The sequence below is a fragment of the Nocardia sp. NPDC024068 genome, from assembly GCF_040638875.1.
Taxonomy (GTDB): Bacteria; Actinomycetota; Actinomycetes; order Mycobacteriales; family Mycobacteriaceae; genus Nocardia.
In genome coordinates this window covers 65,979-84,231 of sequence record NZ_JBEZYU010000004.1, presented here as the reverse complement: position 1 = coordinate 84,231, position 18,253 = coordinate 65,979, and the positions used below count along the sequence as shown (strand labels likewise).

The window sequence follows — 18,253 nt, the reverse complement described above, 5'->3', positions numbered from 1 at the left end:
TGCCGTCGGCCCACGCATCCGGCCATGGGTACGAAACAGCCGAGGAGTTGGGTGTGAGCATCTCGGTCTCAGGGATCGCCTCGCTACTCGTGAATATCGCTCACCGGGCGATCTACTCGGGGAAGATGGTCGGCGACTGCCTCGCCGCCGACGTCAGGACGACAAGCACGAACCTGCGGCATACCGACTCGCTGTCTCATGCGGACGGCGATGGGGCCGATCTCCTCGGCGGGATGCCCGCAGGGGCCGGTTTCTTCCCGGATCGGGAGGCAAGCCTGGGTGCGGCCGCGGATACGCTGCGGTCGAGGATGGACAGCGGCCGGATCGCCTTCCGTGATTTCTACGAGTATGTGCAGCGCAACGAGCTGCCCGAGGGGATCGACCGGTCGTCGCCGCAGGCCGCGGATCGGACGATCAACCGGGCGTTGGGGGCGGGCGGTGGCGGCGAAACTCGATCATCTCCGCGAACAGGGCGTGACCGGCCGGCCCGCCGCTGAGTCTCTGTGGAAGTGGAAGGCCGATATGGAAAGTCAGGCCCGCGATATGGACGGCACCCTGGATTTCCCTGCCGAGACCGCGCGTCGCGAACCCTATCTGGACAGGCTCTATCGCGGCGACAAACGCCCGACCGAGGCCATCTACGACGAGGGATTCCGCCCCCGCAGCACGATGACCGACTCGACCCACTCCTGGGTGCCCATCGACGGGCCGGGTGCCGACGACTGGATCTGTCTGTCGAAGGATGCCGAGACGGCTGCGCGGTTCCCCCTGCGCAGTCGCTGGGTCCAGGCCGATCCGGAAGGCGAGGTCTATGTGGTGCGCGATGCGGTGAACGCCCAGGACAAGACGGCGGAATCCCGGCCGAACGCCGCTGAGGGACTGGTGGTGGTCCACGACGGCATCCCGGCGGACAAGATCGAGGGCGTTCTGGTCGACCGGGACGACCCGGGCAAGGGCCTGGTGCCCAACCCTGGTTTCGTGCCCTACGAGCCGTCGCCGATCCGCCCTCCGCGCGAGGACGACGGCTGGGACAATATGGTCCCCGATCCGTCTTGAACTGCGGTCACCCGGGTGGGCGCTCGAACCACGTCGGTTCGGATGCCAGCGCCTGTGCGATGCGGAAGCGGTTCGACTCGGGAAGGCCGTCGGGCAGCGTGTCCGGCGCGAACCACCCGACCTCCAGCGACTCGTCGTCGTTCACGCGGGCCTCGCCGTCCACCGCGCGGGCCCGGAAACAGATATTCATGAACTGACAGATATCCCCGTTGGCGTAGGTCACCGCCGCTTCGGACTGCACCGCGACCAGATGCTCGACCACACACCGGACGGCGGTTTCCTCGAACACCTCCCGGACAACCGCGGCCGCCGGCTGTTCGCCCGGTTCCGGGATCCCGGAGATCAGCGCCCACCTGCGATCATCCACACGTTGCTGCAACAGCACCCGGCCCGTGCCGTCGAAAACCACGGCGCTGACACCGGGGAGCCAGAGCAGATCATGACCGATATCGGCCCGGACGCGGCTGATGAAGTCGGGGGTCGGCATGGCATCGACTATAGGAACGCCGCGGGTGACTCCAGTCGAGGGCGGTGGCGCGCAATGCGTCGTCGCCGGAGCGGCCGGGTCTGCGGGATCCGCTCCGCGATCAAAGTAGAACGTGTTATAGTTTTTGCGGTTTGCGAGCCCCGGTGGGCGGTTCGCCCGCCGCGATGACCGACGACGGCCCCCGGGGCTCGGCGGCCCCGCCGGAGCACCGGTCGATATCGCTGGGCCTCCCTACGGGCCGGCCCGAAAGGCAGACGAATGAACACTGAACCGCACGTCGACGACGCCGCCCTCCTGCACCGCGAGCCGCTGGCCGTGGATCTGCTGGGCAAGGCCCTCGAGCGTTACGCCGACCGCACCGCGGTCCATATCGATGATGCGACGCTGACCTACCGCGACGTGCGCGATCAGATCAGCCGGTTCGCGCAGGCGCTGGCCTCTGCCGGGCTGGGTATCGGGTCGCCGGTGGCGGTACTCTCGGCCAACCGGCCGGAGGTCATCTTCGCCCAGGGCGCCAACAACGTGAACGGTTCCCGGGCCATGGCGCTGCATCCGATGGGCTCGCTCGACGATCACGCCTACGTTCTGGAAGACGCCGGGGTCGAAACCCTGATCTACGATCCGGCCGGTTTCGACGAGCGCGCCGCGCAGTTGCGGGACAAGGTCCCGGGTCTGCGGAACTTGTTCTCGTTCGGCCCGTCCGAGGCGGGCACCGATCTCATCGAACTGGCGACTGGTTTCACCCCCGCGCCGCTGCGGGGACCGCGGGTGGACCCCAACGAGACCATGAGCCTCGCCTATACCGGCGGCACCACCGGTAAGCCCAAGGGCGTGGAGATGAGCTTCCGGGGCAGCACCACCATGCTGCGCATCCAGATGACCGAATGGGAATGGCCGGACGAGGTCCGGTTCCTGGTGTGCACCCCGCTCAGCCATGCCGGTGCCGCCTTCTGGAACCCCACCGCGCAGCAGGGCGGTTCCATCGTCGTGCTGCCGTACTTCCACCCGGCCAAGGTGCTCGAGGCGATCGAGAAGTACAAGATCACCGCGACCATGCTGGTCCCCACCATGCTCTACGCTCTGCTCGACAGCCCCGATCTCGACAAATACGATCTGTCGAGCCTGAAGACCGTCTTCTACGGCGCCTCCGCCATCTCGCCCACCCGGCTGGCCGAGGCGATCCGGAAGTTCGGGCCGATCTTCTTCCAGTTCTACGGCCAGGCCGAGAGCCCGATGACCATCGCGGTGCTGCGCCGCGGCGATCACGACCTGGACAAGCCGGAGCGGCTGGCCAGTTGCGGCCGCCCGGTGCCGTGGCTGAACGTCGCACTGCTCGACGAGAAGGGCAACGAGGTACCCCAGGGCGAGCCCGGCGAGGTGTGCGTACGCGGGCCGCTGGTGATGAACGGGTATCTGAACAAACCCGAACAGACCGCCGAGGCCACCGAATTCGGCTGGCTGCACACCGGCGATATCGCGCGCCGGGACGAGGAGGGCTTCCTCTACATCGTCGACCGCAAGAAGGACATGATCGTCTCCGGTGGGTTCAATGTGTTCCCGCGTGAGGTCGAGGATGTGCTCTCGGCGCATCCGGCGGTGAGCGCGGCGGCGGTGATCGGCGTGCCGGACGACAAGTGGGGCGAAGCGGTGAAGGCGGTGGTCGTGCTGCGTGATGGGCAGACCGTCGCGGTCGAGGAACTGCAGGCGCTGGTCAAGGACCGCAAGGGTGCGGTGTACACGCCGAAGACGGTCGATTTCGCCGACAGTATCCCGGTGAGCCCGCTCGGGAAGCCGGACAAGAAGGCCCTGCGCGCCCAGTACTGGGGCGAGGGCCGTCAGGTCAACTGAGCCGGACGCTCGGCCGGTCGGGATGCCACGGCTCCCGGCCGGCCATCACCTCAGGTCGGCGACCGGAGGTCCGCCGTCGCAGGAAGGTCGTGGGTGACCGGCGGATTCGGCGCAGGACGAACCCGCGTTCACGGATGGCGATGAAGAGTGCGGTCACCCGCCGGATTGCGGTCACGAGGTAACCGTGCCGCGGTCGGTGACGCCGTCACCGAAAGGAGCGGTCAGCGGTCCGGGGGACCGGTGAGGATCGCGGTGACCGTATCGATCAGCTCGGTGAGCAGCTCGTCGGGGGAGAGCCGGGTTCCGCTGAGCGCCAGCATGCCTCGTAGACCGTCCGGGTCGCCGAGGGTCTGGAAGGTCAGGTTCATCGCCTGGGTGAGGCGGAAGCGGATCGTGCGGGAACTCGCGCCGGGCGCGGTTTGTTCCAGCAGGGTTTTGAAACGCAGGGCCTGCGGGGCGAATCCTTCGGTGAGCCGGGCCAGCGCGGGATGGTTACCGCTCATGATGCCCGCGACCAGGCGGATCCACGGGGTGCCGCCCGCGGCGGCGAGTTCGCCGACCGGGCGGACGAAGGCGTCGGCCAGCGCGCGGGCGTCGGGAGCGCCGGCGGACTCGACGGCGTCCAGCAGTTCGGCGCGGCGGGTGTGCAGTTGTTCGCTGCGACGGCTGATCAGCGCTTCGACCAGGGCATCCTTGGAACCGAAGTGATAGTGGACCGACGCGACGTTCGCGCCGGCCTCCGCCATCACCGAACGCAGTGAGACGGCATCGATCCCGCGTTCGGCGAACAGCCGTTCGGCGGCCAGGATCAGGCGCTGATCGGTGGGGAGATCGGCCTCCGACGAGTGCCCGTGGCCGGGGTCCGGGCCTGCCTCGCCGCCGGCTTCGGCCGGACCCCGGCGCGGGGATGCGGCGGGCGAGTGCGTCACTCGCCCGGTCCGCACCCGGCTTCTCGTCATGACCGGAACTCTAGGAGACCGCGCCCGGAGCGCCGTACAGGGTCACCACGCAGGCCCCGCCGAGCCCGAGATTGTGGGCCAGCCCGAGCCGGGCGCCGTCCACCTGACGGTCACCCGCCGCACCGCGCACCTGGGTGACCAGTTCCGTGCACTGCGCGAGCCCGGTCGCGCCGAGCGGATGCCCCTTGGAGATCAGGCCACCCGACGGGTTGACCACCCAGCGGCCGCCGTAGGTGGTGGCCCCCGATTCGACCAGACCGCCGGATTCACCCTCGCCGCAGAGGCCGAGCGCCTCGTAGGTGAGCAGTTCGTTGATCGAGAAGCAGTCGTGCAGTTCGAGCACGTCGATATCGTCGATCCCGACCCCGGCCGTCTCCAGCACCTTCCGGCCGGCGATCCGGGCCATCGGCGCCCCCACCACGTCGATCATCGACCCCGATTCGAACGAGGCGCCGGTATCGGTGACCAGTTCCTGCGCGAGGATCGGCACCGCGCGGTCGAGACCGTGTTCCCGGACATATCGTTCGCTCACCAGTATCGCGGCGCCCGCGCCGTCGGACATGGGGGAGCACTGCGAGCGGGTCAGCGGATCGGAGACCAGTTTGTCCTCCAGCACCTGCTCGAGGGTGTAGGCGTTCTGGAACTGGGCTTTCGGGTTGCGGGTGGAGTGTTCGTGGTTCTTCACCGCGACCTGTGCCAGCTGTTCCCGGGTGGTCCCGTACTTCTTCATATGTTCGTTGGCCGCGGCGCTGAAGAACTGGGCGGTCATCGGGGCGGCGCTGAAACCGGCGGCGGCTTTCAGAGCATCCATATGCCAGTCGACGGTGGTCACCTTCGGGACGGTGCCGTCACCGGACATCGCCTGTTTGGTCATCTGCTCGAACCCGACGGCCAGCACGATATCGGCCAGCCCGGCCTGCACCCATTCGCGGGCGAGGACCAGCGCCGTCGAACCGGTGGCGCAGTTGTTGTTCACGTTCACCATCGGGATACCGGTGAGGCCGATATCGTAGAGCGCCCGCTGACCCGCGGTGGACGGCTGGAAAACGTATCCGACGGCGGCGCGCTGGACCTGGTCGTAGCCCACGCCGGCATCGGTGAGCGCCTGGCCCACCGCCTCGGCGACCATCTCCGGGTAGGTCCAGTCCCGCGACTGGATCTTCTCGAACTTCGTCATGCCGACACCGGCGACATACACCCGCTCGGTCATAAGTTTTCTCCTCGTCCGGTGCGGGCCTTCGTATCCCGCGCTGTGGTGTGTTGTGTGCCGCCCGGTGTTGTTGCCGCCGCCGGGCGCATCTTGTCGTTCGTTCCGGTAGCCGGAACCACTGGCCGATGCCGGGTACCGGCCTCCTACCGGGCCCCCGCACAGGGTGCGGCAGGTACCGGGTCGTCGGCGTGTCCGCGATTATCGGCCCGGTCAGGAGGTCGGCGGTTCGGATCCGACCACCCACAGCGCGTGGAACTGGGCCGCACCACCCATCGCATGCCCGATGGCGCGGCGGGCGTCGGGGACCTGGTGGTCGCCCGCGGTCCCGCGCACCTGCATGGCCGCTTCGGCGAAGCGCAGCAGACCCGTCGCGCCCGTGGGGTTTCCGGAGAGCACCCCGCCGGACGGGTTGATCGGCAGCGCACCGCCGAACGCCGTACTCCCGGAGTCCACCACCTTCCAGCCCGCGCCCACCTCGGCCAGGCCCACGTTCTCCAGCCAGATCGGCTCGAACCAGCTGTAGGGGATGTAGAGCTCGGCGGTATCGATCTCCCGGGCCGGGTCGGTGATCCCGGCCTGCCGGTACGCCTCGGCCGCGCACTGGCGGCCGGCCTCGGGGTTCACCTCGTCGCGTCCGGCGAAATGCCCGGTTTCGGTGCGCCAGGCCATCCCGTGGATCCAGGCGGGCGGGCGGCCGGTGTGGTGGGCGTCGTCCTCGCCGGTGATCACCACCGCGCACGAGCCGTCCGAGGACGGGCACGATTCCAGGAACCGGATCGGATCCCACAGCATCCGCGATTCCCGCACCTGCTCCACGGTGATATCCGGAAGCTGGATATGCGCGTAGGGATTACGGGTCGCGTTGAGCCGGTGGTTGACCGCGATCTGCCATCCGATGTGCTCGGGAGCCTCCGAGCGGCGGATGTATTCGCGGATCACCGGCGCGAAATGCGCGCCCGCGCCCGCACCCAGTTGCGCGCTGAACGGCAGACCCCGCGAGAGCGCCCAGGTGAAATCGCCTTCGGATTCCTTCGAATACGCGACCACCAGCACCCGTCGCGCCAGCCCCGCCTGCACCAGATGGGCTCCGTAGATGGCGGCGTGGCCGCCGACGCTGCCGCCGGTGAACACCCGGGTCACCGGAAGTCCGCGCGCCCCCATCGCATCGGCGAGATACAGCTCCGGGTTCATCACCCCGTCGAAGAGATCCGGAGTTTTCGACAGGACGATCGCGTCGATATCGCCGAATTCGAGTTCGGCGTCCGCCATCGCCTCGTCCACGGCCTCGCGCACCATCGCGCCGATGGTGACCTTGCGCTTCTTGGCCTGTTTGCTCTGTCCGATTCCGACGACCGCGAGTTTCATCGGTCTCCCTCCATGAGGCAGATCATGTTCTGCTGGAGCGCGGGCCCGTTGGTGGCGTGCGCCAGGGTGCGGTCCGCGCGACCGGTCAGGATGTGCTGTGCCGCCGACCCGATCCGGATCAGCCCGGTCGCGGTGGTGGGGCGGGCGACCAGCGGCCCGCCATCGGGGTTGATGGTGACGGCTGCCAGTCCGAGCGCCTCGCCGAGCAGCGGTTCCTGATAGCTGTACTCGGTGTGCAGTTCCGCGATCCCGACCTCGCGGGCGCCGAAACCGGCCTGCCGGGCGGCCTTTTCCGCGGCGAGTCCGACGGTATCGACCCGGGTGAGATCGCGGGTGCCCGGATAGTGCGAATCCATCCGGTGGTCGGCGCCGCGCACCCAGGCCGGGCGTTCTGCCAGCCGGCGAGCGGTATCGCCGGCGGCCAGCACGATCACGGCCGCGGCGTCGCCGATGGGTCCGCGATCGTGTTCCCGCAGCGGCGACGCCAGATACGGCGCGGCCAGCAGGTCGTCGACCGTCACCGCGCCGGACACCTGCGCCGCCGGATTGCCGACCGCACCCGCCCGCGCCCGGGCCACCACTTCGGCCATCTGCTTCTCGTCCAGCGCCCCGGCCGCGATCAACGCCTGCGCCTGCAGCGCGGCGATCGCGTCCTGATGCGGCCGCAGCGGCGCCAGATAGTAGGGGTCGAGCTGGGTCGCGGTCACCTGGTCCAGATCGCTCGCCAGCGAACCGCGGCCGATCCCGTAGACCACCGCGATCTCGCCCTCGCCGAGTTGCAGCCACGACCACGCCTCGTAGGCGGCCCACGCGGCGTCCATCTCCACATGGGATTCCGAGATCGGCGGCCAGGCGCCCACCGCGTCCAGCGATTCGATATAGGCGAAGGTGCGGCCCTCGTGGAAATCGTGGCTGCCCGACGCCCAGAAATCGACCTCGGTGCGGTCGATCCCCGCCGTCGCGAGGGCCTCCCGCATCACGGGCAGCAGGATCTCGGCCATATCGTCGGTACGATCGGCCGCCGTTCCCGGTGACTGGGCGAATGCCACCACCCCGATATCACGCATCGGTTCCTCCTGCGATCGGCCGGTAGTAGCGGATGCTGTTCATGGACGTGTCCAGGTCCTCGTCGGCGCACCACACCGGTTCCACCCGCATGCCGATATGCACCTCGCCCGGTTCGACCTCGCGGATCAGGTGCATGAGGGTGGTGTCGGCGCCGTCGACCTGGATATAGGCCACCAGATACGGCGGGTCGATCATCTGGCCGGGGAACGGGAAGTTCACCACACAGAAGGTTTTCACCACGCCGGTGCCGCCGAGTTCGAACGGTTCGGACAGTTCGGTGAGGCAGCGGGAGCAGAATTCCGGTGCGGGCAGGTACACCCGTTCGCAGGTGCCGCAGCGGCGGGCCAGCAGGGTGCGGTGCGCGAGTCCGCGCAGGAAGGTGGACCGTCCGGTGCCGGCGACGAAGGTGTAATCCACCTTGTGCGGGCTGGTGAACGATTCCACCGGAGTGGGCAGGGTGCTCATCACGACTCCACCGGTTCGAAGCAGACGATATCGCGGATACTGCCCACCCGTTCCGCCCGCCAGCGGGGCGTCACCCGCAGGCCGGAGGTGAGGCGGGCGGGGTCGCCGCCGGTATCCACGGCGTGGAAGAAACCGCCCTCGGCGCCGTCGATGGTGATCAGCGCCCACGCGAAATGGTCGGCGTCGATCTCGTCGCCGGGGCGGGTGGGCACCCAGGTCCAGTGGGTGACGGTGCCGGTCGGGTCCAGTCGCACCAGCTCGCCGGTGTGGGCGCCGGTGGCCGGATCGAATTCCACGACCGGGCACAGCACGGCACCCGAGCCGGTGCGCACGCCGTAGAGCTCGCCGTCGCGCAGGCCGCCCAGGAAGGTGCCGATCTTCGCGCCGACGGTTCTGTTGTACGGGAATTCGATGGTGTAGGGCGCGGTGAGACTCGCGTCCGGGGATTCGGCTGACATCGCCTCTCCTGCCGAGGGGGTGAGTGCGGTCCGCTGCTGCCGGTGCCGCGCCTCGATGGTGACCCCCGCCACCCGCTCGTGTCAATCACTTGATTGAATCAGTTGATAGTTCGGTGGCTACGTCGATAGCCGAAGCGCCCGGATTGTCCGGGCGATCCTCGGTGCGCGGCTCGCGGCCATGACGTAAGCTCCGAACTAAAGTAGAACCTGTTCCAATTCCTCGATGAGGAGAGATCACCATGGCCATCGTTGAACAGCTGGAGCCGACCGCCGACGGACGTCGCCGGCTCGAGCTGCGCAGCCCCGCTACCCGCGAGCGCGTCGGCGAGATCGAGGTGAGCACGGCCGACGATGTGGCGGCGGCCCTGGCCACGGCGCGCGCCGCGCAGCCCGGCTGGGCCGCGCGCCCGATCTCCGAGCGCGCCGCCATCATCCGCGACGCGGTCTCGGTGCTGCTGGCCCGCCGCGACGAGATCGTCGACACGGTGATGCAGGAAACCGGTAAGCCCCGGGTCGAGGCGCTGGCCGTGGAAATGGTTCCGGCCTGCGATTTCCTGAATTACTGGAGTGGTCGCGCGCCCAAGGATCTGGCCGACGAGAACCGGCGCCTGCACGGCTACATGCTGCCGCTGAAGAAACTCGTCATCAACTACCAGCCGCTCGGCGTCGTCGGGGTCATCACCCCGTGGAACGGCCCGTTCATCCTGTCCCTGAACCCGATCGCGCAGGCCCTGCTGGCCGGCAACTCGGTGGTGCTCAAGCCGTCCGAGGTCACCCCGCATTCGGGTGAATGGGCGGTCAAGGTCCTGCACGAGGCCGGTGTCCCGAAGGATGTCCTGCAGGTCGTGCACGGTGACGGCGAAACCGGCGCGGCCCTGGTCAACGGCGATATCGACAAGATCTCGTTCACCGGCAGTGTCGGCACCGGTAAGAAGATCGCCGCGGCGTGCGCGCAGCGGCTGATCCCCTGCACCCTCGAACTGGGCGGCAAGGACGCGATGATCGTCTGCGCCGACGCCGACCTGGACCGTGCCTCTCTCGGCGCGGTGTACCTGTCGATGTTCAACACCGGGCAGGTGTGTGTCGGGGTCGAGCGGATCTATGTGGTGGACAGCATCGCCGACAAGTTCATCGAAGAGGTCCGCAAACGCGCCGCCGAGGTGACCTACGGCTCCGGCAAGGACGTCGGCCCGCTGTTCTGGGACCGCCAGCTCGAGATCGTCGAGAAGCATGTCGAGGACGCCCGGTCCAAGGGCGCCACCATCCTGCTGGGCGGTGAATCCGACACCGCCGAGGGTGTGTTCTTCAAGCCGACGGTGGTCGTGGACGTCACCCACGATATGGACATCATGCAGGAGGAGACCTTCGGCCCGATCGTCGCCATCATGCGCGTGCGGGACGAGGAAGAGGCCGTGAAAATGGCCAACGACTGCCAGTACGGGCTCAGCGGCAGCGTGTTCACCAAGGACAAGAACAAGGTCATCCGGCTCGCCAAGCAGCTCAAGACCGGTTCGGTGGTGCAGAACGACGCCTCGGTGATCTACGGCGTCGCCGAGGCCCCGTTCGGTGGCCGCAAGGACAGCGGTATGGGCCTGGTGAACGGCCGTGACGCGCTGCGCGGTTTCACCCATCCGCAGCCGGTACTGCTGGACCGGTGGGGCCTGAAGAAGGAGAACATCTGGTACCCCTACAGCGAGGCCACCGCCGCCACGCTGGAGAAGACCATCGGCACGCTGTTCGGTAACAAGATCCTGCGCCGCCTGGTCCGCTGACCCCGGCGCGATCGACTCCGCACAGCACTGTGGCCCGGTGTACACCGGGCCACAGTGCTGTTTCTCAGGCCGGGTGGTCGGCCGGTTCGTCGTCGCTGTTCGCGGGGGCCTTGCGACCCGAGCGGTACCGCTTGAACACCTCCCACACGATCGGCAGCACCGAGACGGCCACGATCAGCAGGAAGATCAGGTCGACATTGTCGCGCACCACCGCGATCTGCCCGAGCAGATAGCCGAGCATCGTGACCCCCGCGCCCCACGCGATGCCGCCGACCACGTTGTAGGTGAGGAACACCGAGTACTTCATCTTCGCCGCACCCGCCACCAGCGGCGCGTAGGTGCGCACGATGGGTACGAACCGGGCCAGCACGATGGTGATCGGCCCGTGCTTCTCGAAGAACGCGTGCGATTCGTCGATATAGGACTTCTTGAAGATCTTCGCGTCGTCGCTCTTGAACAACGCCGTCCCGCCCCGGGCGCCGATGAAGTATCCGACCTGATCGCCCAGGATCGCCGCGATGGGTATCAGAACCAGCAGCACCCCGATAGGTGCGAAGGGTTCGATCTCGGCGGATTTGGACGCCGCGATGAGTCCGGCGGTGAACAGCAGTGAGTCGCCGGGCAGAAGCGGGAACAGCAGACCCGACTCGATGAACACCACTAGCAGCAGACCCAGTAGCACCCAGGTGCCGAACGAATTGAGCAGATTCACCGGGTCGAGGAATCCCGGCATCAGGGCAAGTTCGGTGGTGGCCGCCGCTGCGGCTGAGTAACTCACCCCGCCGAAGATACCGCAGCGCCGTCCGGGCGATGTTTCCGGATTGCCCGATTAGTGAAGATGTAGCGACCGGGTAGCCGATCAGGGCGCGGTGGCCTGCCGCATCGACTCCTGTATCGACGCTACCCGTTCCGCCGGAATACCCCACGGGTGGTCGAGGCCCAGCCGGGAGTCCAGATCCCACAGCACACACTGCTCGCCCGGCCGGGCGACCAGCGACCACGCCACCACGGTCCGGCCCAGCTGACTCGCCATATCACCCTGCCCGGCCACCGGAGTATCGGAACCCTCCGGATAGTGGTGCAGGAAACGCCCGTAGGCGCGATCACAGAAATCCGCGTACCGCCGGGTGCACAGGATGAAACCGTGCCAGGCCTCGTCCACGGCATGCGACGGCATCCCGATCACCTGATCGTCGGCCATCGCCGGCCCGCAACAGCGCAACCACTGGCGCAGTCCGGTTTCGACGAGTTCGCGGGGTTGCCACGGGCAGGTCTTGAATACGGCGTCGGGGAGTTCGAGTTCGCCGACCGCGCGTTCGACTGCGGCGGGGTCGATCCCGCGGCGGCGAGGTCCGGCGAAGGTGAACACGTCACCATTATCCCCGCCGCGCGCTTCCGGGCCCGGGCTGTGGGCGGCCGGGATCGTCGTCACTGCTGCTGACGCGCCGCTGTCGGGGCCGCCGACAGTCGCTTGCCGGTTTCCGGCAGGTTCTGGGTATAAGAGACCCGCCTCGATGCGCTTGGCCAGGTGCGCGTGGGCGCCGGCAGCAACCTGCCGGGCCTCGGGTTGATCGGATACGGGTCGACGGCCCGCTCGCGCGCGGATTCCCCGATACCGTTGAGAAATGGATCTGCTGCTGGGCCTGTTCGTCATTGTCGTGTTCGGCGCGCTGTGTATCGGCTCGGTGGCGGGCATCATCTACGCGATCGTCAAGGCGACCACGAACAGGACGCCGCGGAGGCGTGGCGGCGCCTACTCCGCGGGAACCTATTCCGGTAGCCATCACTGGACCGGCGACAGTGGCTCGGCTCCGTGGGATCACGGCGATCCCGGGCCGGGTTCGAGCGGAGGAAGCGGCGGCAGCGGTGGGGGGAGCAGCTGCGGCGGTGGCGGTAGTAGTTGTGGGGGCGGCGGCGGTGGAAGTAGCTGCGGCGGTGGCGGTTCTTCCTAGGCCGAGCCGGTCGCGCTTCGCCCCCACGAGAAATACACCCGCCGGTTGCTTGCCGGCCCGGGAAATCCTCTGAATCGGATGGCGAGAGAAGTATTTTCGAGGGACTTTGGCTGTAACCTCAAGTTGCGTGTAATATTCGGTGCGGAGATAGCGAAACCCTTTGTAGGACCACACAGAGTTTTGCCCGCCCGATTGGAATGCCTGCCCGCAGTGGGAACATCGCCTCTTCCGGCGTGTCTCCCGCCCGGTACCGATTCGATATCGTCCGGAACTGGGCGATTTCACACTCCAGCAGGGTTTTTCGTGAGGTGTATCAAAATATCCGGCGGGTATCAGCGATAGGCGTAAATCCGTCATTTCCGACAAATCGGTCTAGCCCGAAGCGGCATCGCAAACGCGCACCATAGACAGTTCTCGGGTGCGACGTCCACCCCCGATCACTACTCTGCTGCGCGTGGTTACCGCATTGGTAGTACTCGCAATCCTGATTCTCGTTGCCTCCGTAGTCCATCTCGCCAGCCGGCCACCGGCGGATCTGACGGCGCGCAGAGAGCGGGTGCGGGCCGGTTCGGAGAGTTACTCCGACTGACCCGCAGCGTTCACAGGAGTCAACACCACCACCGAAATCGGACGCTTCGTTTTCTTCTGGTACTCGCTGTACCGGCCCTTGTTCACAGCGTCCACCAACCCCCAGCGGCGCGCGTATTCCGGATCATCGGGCAAAGTGGCCCGAGCCCGAACCGGTAACGCGCGCCGCCCCACCCGGATCTCACACTCCGGCCGCGCCTTCACATTCGCCAGCCACCCCGGCGGCCGCGGCGACCCGCCGTTCGAGGCGGTTACCAGAAAATCCGCCCCATCTTTGGCATAGGTCAACGCCGATGTCCGCGGCAACCCCGTCTTCCGTCCCACGGTCCGCAGTAGCAGCGTCGGATTCCCGAACAGCAGCCGATGCCCCACCAGCCCGCCGCTCTTCTCGTACACCCACTGATGCGCCCGCAACGCCTGGATGAACAACCCGGCCACAACCCCTCCTTCGCTGACGACAGCCCTCCGGACGCATTGTGGCATCATTCTCCAGCCGGGTTCTGAGAGGGATTGAAGCCATATGATCAAACCGACGTCCGTCGCCACCGCGCTCGCAGCGGCCGCGGCCCTTCTGCTCTTCCTGCCCGCCACCCCGGCGCAGGCCCAATCGCCTGTGTGCGACCGCGCCATCGAGTTCGTCAACACCACGGTCGATATGAGCGGCGGCACCATGGACGCCGCGGCGGCGACAGCGCTGTCCGATCGCCTGAACGGTCTGGCGATTGTCGCGCAGGGCGAGGAGAAGGCAGTCATCACCGCCTACGCGAACGCGCTGGTCGACGACAACATCACCGACCTGAACCCCTACACCGCCGAGCTGAACCGGGTCTGCGGCCGGCCGTGACGGTCCGGGGCGGCGGACACTCGGCCGACCGCCCCGATTCGCCACCCTCACCGGGCCCTCACTGCGCGCTCACCCCGGTCCGGTGATTGGCGACCGTACCGCCGAGCGGGTACCATCCGACTCTTGCGACCCCCGGTCGCAACGAGGGGCGGTAGCTCAGTCGGTTAGAGCCGTGGACTCATAATCCATTGGTCGTGGGTTCGAGCCCCACCCGCCCCACAAATGACGCCCTACCAGCGGGAATGCGGAACTCGACAGCCGAGTTTGTCCAGAACAGCGCTCTGTCAGCAATGTATTTTGCCGGTAGAATCCAGCCATGGGGATGGATCTGGACGACATACGCGAGCTGGCGGAGGACTTCGCGACGGAGCTCCGGCGCAAGAACCGGAGCCCGAAGACGATCGACGGCTACCTCACCCGAATCCGGTACTTCGCAGACTTCCTCCAAGCGAAGGAGCTGCCGACCGAGGCGCCGGAGATCACCCGAGACCACATCGGCGCCTACATCGAGGATCTCTTGACGCGGCCGAATCAGCGCACCGGCGAACCGCTCTCGCCCGAGTATGCCCGCGGCCAGTACCGCTCGCTGCAGCAGTTCTTCAAGTACCTCACGACCGAGGAGATTATCGAGGTCAACCCGTTCGACAAGATGAGCCCGCCGGCAGTGCCAGAGCAGAAGGTCCCCGTTCCGAGTATGGACGCGGTGAAAGCCCTCCTTGCCGAGTGTGACGGCGTCGAGTTCGTCGACCGTCGGGACAACGCCATCATTCGCCTGTTCGCCGATACCGGCATGCGCTGTGGCGAACTCGCACCGCTGGAAGTCGATTCGCTGGACTTCAACGAGAACACCGTGTTGGTGATAGGCAAGGGTGGCCGACCGCGAACGTGTCCGTTCGGCGACAAGACGCGGACCGCGCTGCGGAGATACCTCCGTGTCCGTGCCAAGCATTCCGGGGCGAAGAACGACCCGACGGGCATCCGGGCGAACTCAGCTGGCGACAGATACCGGACGACGATGGACCCGATGCTGTGGCGTGGTCACAGATGACGACCCATCTCGACTCGATCACCGAAGACGAAATGTCGGATGTGCTTGCCTCTATGCGGTGGATGAGGGACTGCTGCCGGATCATGGATCGTCTCGGGGCGATCGCGGCGGAGGTGAAGCCGCGGCCGGGGTTAAATCTCCCGAGCCACGAACAGAATCTGTTGCCGTGGTGGTTCAGTGAATGGGGGGACCGTGCGACAGTGCGACTCACCTGGGGGACGTTCTGGTGGCTGAAGACGAGGTATCAAACGCCTAGTCTGGCCGCCGATAGTGATGAGTGCGGTCATGGCGCGGACGCCAGGAAATTGGGGTGCGCGGCCGACTTGACAGGAGTTGGATAGGGGTGTGGGAGAGCAGCATTCGGAGTATGAGAGGGAACGGGACATCCCGAACTGGGACGATCTGGCGCTGATGATCGAGCAATGGCGGAAGCGGGTCGTCACCCTCGAAACCCTGGATATCGCGCCGGGCTCAAGTATGGCCGGCGACGACAGAGCGAGCGCTCCGTGGCGAGTATCCCACTCCGTGGACAGCAATATCGATGTCGCCGTCGACGCCCTACACGCGGTGAAATCGCTGGTACACGACCAGCAGATTCTTCACACGGTTGCGCCCTATGTCCTCGTCCGCGGCGCACTCGAAACGCTTGCCGCTGCGTACTGGATCCTTCACCCACACAGCCGAGATACGCGGATTACCAGGGCGCTGCGGTGGTACACAAAAAATTTCAGGGATCAAGCGAATGCGCTGTCCGCGCGGGAAGATTTGGGGTACGACGGCATCGAACGCAGGCTGGCGCTGGTTACAGGTGTGGCGTCGAGGCGTGGTCTGGATCCGAACGAGGCCACACGACGGCTCACCAGCACCGCGATGGTAGAGGACACGGACACACACGGGCCGGTGCCGAATGTCATGTACATGTGGCAGCTGTGTTCGGGATACGCACACGGCCGTCCCTGGGTCGTACTTGGCCATTCCGAGCAAGAGATCTTGGAGTCACGCGAACCAGGTCTGGTGTCGATGCGTGTGAGCGCGAAGCGGGATAATGTGAGCGTTGCTGTGGGGACGGCGGTATGGCTGCTGCACGAGGTCGGGTACCTTCGGCAGGAACGCTCCAGCATTCAGTATTAGCTCGGGATTTCTGGCCGCCGATCAATACGGCGCTGACTGACAGCAATGTATTTTGCCTCGACGCCCGCTGTTGAGCAGCGTATTGCCAGGTCAGGACACCGCTCGGAGTGTTTGATCTCATAATCCATTGGTCGCGGGTTCGAGCCCCACCCGCCCCACGAAGAAAGTCCAGGTCAGGTCGAGTGGTTTGACCGGGTCGTGGAAGCAAACACCTGTGGGATAGCAGTGGGATAGCAGTAGCCAAACTGCTATCCCACTCGCCTTTTCGGAGGCGGTGGACCTACGCGGGCACCACGCCTACCCGCTGCGCGAGCTTGCCGAGGTCGCGGGGTAGGTGTCGCGGAAGGCTTCGCGCACCGTAGCGGCGTCGGTCCGGTCGCTGTCCTCGATCCTGGCGACGACTTCGGACACGCGCCAGTAGTTCGACGGCACCAACCGGCCCGAGGTGACGGCGGCGAGCGCTACGTCTGCCGCCTCCTCGGGCTTGTCGGCGGCGACGAGCGCCAGACCCAGGTCCAGGTTCGCCGATGCGATACGGCGCGGCCTGACGGACGTCGAGCCGGTGAGGTCGGCGAGCACATTCCGGGCGTAGGACTCGGCCGCTGGGTCGCCGAGCCATGACAACGTCGTCGCGACGTAGGCGTCCGACTTCGCCGGGTCATACCGAAAGTGATGCTCCGGCCGGTCCGGGGTGTGGAGGCCGGACACCAGTCTGGAGACCTTGCGTAGCGCGCCGTATGTGCCTGTGCTGTCTCCCAGTCGCGCCAGCGCGCGTCCCTCCTGCGCGGTCGCTTGTATGTAGGCGGAACTGTCCTCGGGCGCGATGGCCTGCGCGGCGCGCGACAGTTCGGCCGCGACGGCGAAATGGCCGTCCGTGAGTTGCTGCCACGCTCGCGTCTCCAAGCACCACGCCGATATCTCGCGGTGCTCCGCTTCCTCGGCGAGGTTCCATGCGAGGTGCCCGCGTGCTGCTGCGGCCGGTAGTTCGCCGATGTCGATATGGCACGTGCTTGCCAGCAGCGACAGCCAGCCCACCGTGACGAGCAATCGGCGATGCTGGGTCAGTGTCTTCTTGCCGTCCATCAACCGCGCGGCGTAGCCGAGATGCCGGCGAATCCTCACCAGTAGTTCACCCGGTGGTGTAGTCGGGTAGCTCGCCGCGAGATCGTCGACCGCCATTTCCAGACGGTCGAGGGTGTCGCCACCTACGTCGGAGGCGGCGACGCGCTGAAACCACTCGGTTGTCGCCTGCTCGCCGTCCTCCTGTTCGGTGAACATGAGCGAGCCCGGTCCGAGCACCGCGACGTAGGCGGCGACATGTTCGGGACGTATCCGGCGCTGTCCGGTCTCCAGCATCCCGAGCAGGGGCTTACTCAGGTAGGCCCGCGCGGACATGGCGGACAAGCTCAGCCCGGCCGCCTCACGTGCGGCGCGGAGACGCGCGCCGGTGATGGGCTCGGTTTCCACCACACCAGGGTAACCGGGTGTGTAGACGCTTGTAGACGCCTAATTCCTATGGGGCGTAAACCCTTCCGCTTAGCGTGATTTCAGCCCCGCCGCCGGGCGTTCGGGTCCTCGGCGGTGGGTGCACACCAACCGCAGGGGCTAAGGGAACAGGGGACACCGATGCGCTACCGGCCGACCGCACTCGGATACGTAGATCTGGATGTCAGCACTTCGCTGGCATGGGACCGGGCGCAGGTTCAACGTCTGGCGCGACACCTGGGCTACCTGGTGATCTGGCCCGACGTGACGTCGATACTCCCGCTGTTCGATCAGGTGCGCGCTGCCGACGTGGACGCCGTGGTGATCCCCGGCCCGGACCACCTCGGCCCGCTGGAGTTGAACCGGGTAATGGACGTGGCCGACGTGGAAACGGTGCTACCCCGGTTGTCCTTCGCCCGGTGGTCGATGGTCGGGGACGGGCGTTGATCGCGCTCGGGTTCGTGGTCGCGGCGGGGCTCCCGCTGGCCGTGCTGGTGCTGGCCGTTGTCCTACCGGT

The 18,253-nt window shown here is 66.8% G+C and carries 21 protein-coding genes and 1 tRNA gene; 10 read left to right on the top strand and 12 right to left on the bottom strand.

All coding sequences use genetic code 11. From position 1 onward, the window contains the following. Positions 1-53: 53 nt before the first annotated feature. Both AB0F41_RS07580 and AB0F41_RS07575 read left to right on the top strand, forming a co-directional pair. Complete coding sequence (locus AB0F41_RS07580; protein ID WP_357421955.1) at positions 54-497, top strand: hypothetical protein; 444 nt, start codon at positions 54-56, stop codon at positions 495-497. Between the two features lie 25 nt (positions 498-522). Further along, positions 523-1,056, top strand: coding sequence for a hypothetical protein (locus AB0F41_RS07575; RefSeq protein WP_357421953.1), 534 nt, complete (start codon positions 523-525; stop codon positions 1,054-1,056). Between the two features lie 7 nt (positions 1,057-1,063). On the opposite strand, the gene AB0F41_RS07570 is transcribed toward AB0F41_RS07575, so the two are convergent. Beyond that, on the bottom strand, positions 1,064-1,543 hold the full coding sequence (locus AB0F41_RS07570; RefSeq protein ID WP_357421951.1) for an NUDIX domain-containing protein: 480 nt from the start codon (positions 1,541-1,543) through the stop codon (positions 1,064-1,066). A 258-nt stretch (positions 1,544-1,801) separates the two neighbouring features. On the opposite strand from AB0F41_RS07570, the gene AB0F41_RS07565 reads away from it, so the two are divergent. Continuing rightward, positions 1,802-3,391 (top strand): AMP-binding protein, encoded by a 1,590-nt coding sequence (locus tag AB0F41_RS07565; RefSeq protein WP_357421950.1) that lies wholly within the window; start codon positions 1,802-1,804, stop codon positions 3,389-3,391. Here the strand turns inward: AB0F41_RS07565 and AB0F41_RS07560 are convergent. The 7 genes from AB0F41_RS07560 to AB0F41_RS07530 all read right to left on the bottom strand — a co-directional run bounded on the left by AB0F41_RS07560 (position 3,384) and on the right by AB0F41_RS07530 (position 8,916). Then, on the bottom strand, positions 3,384-3,566 hold the full coding sequence (locus AB0F41_RS07560; protein ID WP_357421949.1) for a hypothetical protein: 183 nt from the start codon (positions 3,564-3,566) through the stop codon (positions 3,384-3,386). The genes AB0F41_RS07565 and AB0F41_RS07560 overlap by 8 nt on opposite strands. Positions 3,567-3,612: 46 nt before the next feature. Then, on the bottom strand, positions 3,613-4,350 hold the full coding sequence (locus AB0F41_RS07555) for a TetR/AcrR family transcriptional regulator (protein WP_357421947.1): 738 nt from the start codon (positions 4,348-4,350) through the stop codon (positions 3,613-3,615). A 10-nt stretch (positions 4,351-4,360) separates the two neighbouring features. Further along, positions 4,361-5,560, bottom strand: coding sequence for a beta-ketoacyl synthase N-terminal-like domain-containing protein (locus AB0F41_RS07550; RefSeq protein WP_357421946.1), 1,200 nt, complete (start codon positions 5,558-5,560; stop codon positions 4,361-4,363). Positions 5,561-5,770: 210 nt separating this feature from the next. After that, positions 5,771-6,925, bottom strand: coding sequence for a thiolase domain-containing protein (locus tag AB0F41_RS07545; protein ID WP_357421944.1), 1,155 nt, complete (start codon positions 6,923-6,925; stop codon positions 5,771-5,773). Then, positions 6,922-7,992, bottom strand: a complete 1,071-nt coding sequence (locus AB0F41_RS07540; RefSeq protein WP_357421942.1) for a lipid-transfer protein — start codon at positions 7,990-7,992, stop codon at positions 6,922-6,924. Before AB0F41_RS07540 ends, AB0F41_RS07545 begins: the two co-directional genes overlap by 4 nt. Further along, entirely contained in the window at positions 7,985-8,458 is a 474-nt protein-coding gene (locus AB0F41_RS07535; protein ID WP_357421941.1) for a Zn-ribbon domain-containing OB-fold protein, read from the bottom strand. The genes AB0F41_RS07540 and AB0F41_RS07535 overlap by 8 nt, the downstream gene beginning before the upstream one ends. Beyond that, a complete protein-coding gene (locus AB0F41_RS07530; RefSeq protein ID WP_357421940.1) occupies positions 8,458-8,916 on the bottom strand; it encodes a DNA-binding protein in 459 nt (152 codons plus the stop codon). Before AB0F41_RS07530 ends, AB0F41_RS07535 begins: the two co-directional genes overlap by 1 nt. 239 nt (positions 8,917-9,155) lie before the next feature. Between AB0F41_RS07530 and AB0F41_RS07525 the strand changes: the two genes are divergently transcribed. After that, the gene (locus AB0F41_RS07525) at positions 9,156-10,688 is read left to right on the top strand and encodes an aldehyde dehydrogenase family protein (protein WP_357421939.1); all 1,533 of its coding nucleotides are present in this window, start codon (positions 9,156-9,158) and stop codon (positions 10,686-10,688) included. Positions 10,689-10,752: 64 nt separating this feature from the next. On the opposite strand, the gene AB0F41_RS07520 is transcribed toward AB0F41_RS07525, so the two are convergent. Both AB0F41_RS07520 and AB0F41_RS07515 read right to left on the bottom strand, forming a co-directional pair. Further along, a complete protein-coding gene (locus AB0F41_RS07520) occupies positions 10,753-11,421 on the bottom strand; it encodes a VTT domain-containing protein (RefSeq protein WP_357422055.1) in 669 nt (222 codons plus the stop codon). Between the two features lie 126 nt (positions 11,422-11,547). Then, positions 11,548-12,057, bottom strand: a complete 510-nt coding sequence (locus tag AB0F41_RS07515) for a hypothetical protein (RefSeq protein WP_357421937.1) — start codon at positions 12,055-12,057, stop codon at positions 11,548-11,550. 256 nt (positions 12,058-12,313) lie between these two features. Here AB0F41_RS07515 and AB0F41_RS07510 point away from each other — a divergent pair, with 256 nt between their 5' ends. Continuing rightward, entirely contained in the window at positions 12,314-12,640 is a 327-nt protein-coding gene (locus tag AB0F41_RS07510) for a hypothetical protein (RefSeq protein WP_357421935.1), read from the top strand. Positions 12,641-13,216: 576 nt separating this feature from the next. Here the strand turns inward: AB0F41_RS07510 and AB0F41_RS07505 are convergent. After that, the gene (locus AB0F41_RS07505) at positions 13,217-13,666 is read right to left on the bottom strand and encodes a nitroreductase family deazaflavin-dependent oxidoreductase (protein ID WP_357421933.1); all 450 of its coding nucleotides are present in this window, start codon (positions 13,664-13,666) and stop codon (positions 13,217-13,219) included. Positions 13,667-13,748: 82 nt separating this feature from the next. Between AB0F41_RS07505 and AB0F41_RS07500 the strand changes: the two genes are divergently transcribed. The 4 genes from AB0F41_RS07500 to AB0F41_RS07485 all read left to right on the top strand — a co-directional run bounded on the left by AB0F41_RS07500 (position 13,749) and on the right by AB0F41_RS07485 (position 16,251). After that, complete coding sequence (locus AB0F41_RS07500; protein WP_357421931.1) at positions 13,749-14,072, top strand: hypothetical protein; 324 nt, start codon at positions 13,749-13,751, stop codon at positions 14,070-14,072. A 145-nt stretch (positions 14,073-14,217) separates the two neighbouring features. Further along, positions 14,218-14,291 (top strand) — tRNA-Ile (locus AB0F41_RS07495). 97 nt (positions 14,292-14,388) lie between these two features. Then, the gene (locus AB0F41_RS07490; protein ID WP_357421930.1) at positions 14,389-15,120 is read left to right on the top strand and encodes a tyrosine-type recombinase/integrase; all 732 of its coding nucleotides are present in this window, start codon (positions 14,389-14,391) and stop codon (positions 15,118-15,120) included. 345 nt (positions 15,121-15,465) lie between these two features. Continuing rightward, positions 15,466-16,251, top strand: a complete 786-nt coding sequence (locus tag AB0F41_RS07485; protein ID WP_357421929.1) for a hypothetical protein — start codon at positions 15,466-15,468, stop codon at positions 16,249-16,251. 297 nt (positions 16,252-16,548) lie between these two features. Here AB0F41_RS07485 and AB0F41_RS07480 read toward each other — a convergent pair whose 3' ends face one another. Further along, on the bottom strand, positions 16,549-17,718 hold the full coding sequence (locus tag AB0F41_RS07480; protein ID WP_357421928.1) for a helix-turn-helix domain-containing protein: 1,170 nt from the start codon (positions 17,716-17,718) through the stop codon (positions 16,549-16,551). Positions 17,719-17,877: 159 nt separating this feature from the next. Here AB0F41_RS07480 and AB0F41_RS07475 point away from each other — a divergent pair, with 159 nt between their 5' ends. Further along, positions 17,878-18,183, top strand: a complete 306-nt coding sequence (locus AB0F41_RS07475) for a hypothetical protein (RefSeq protein WP_357421927.1) — start codon at positions 17,878-17,880, stop codon at positions 18,181-18,183. The last annotated feature ends 70 nt before the right edge of the window (positions 18,184-18,253 follow it).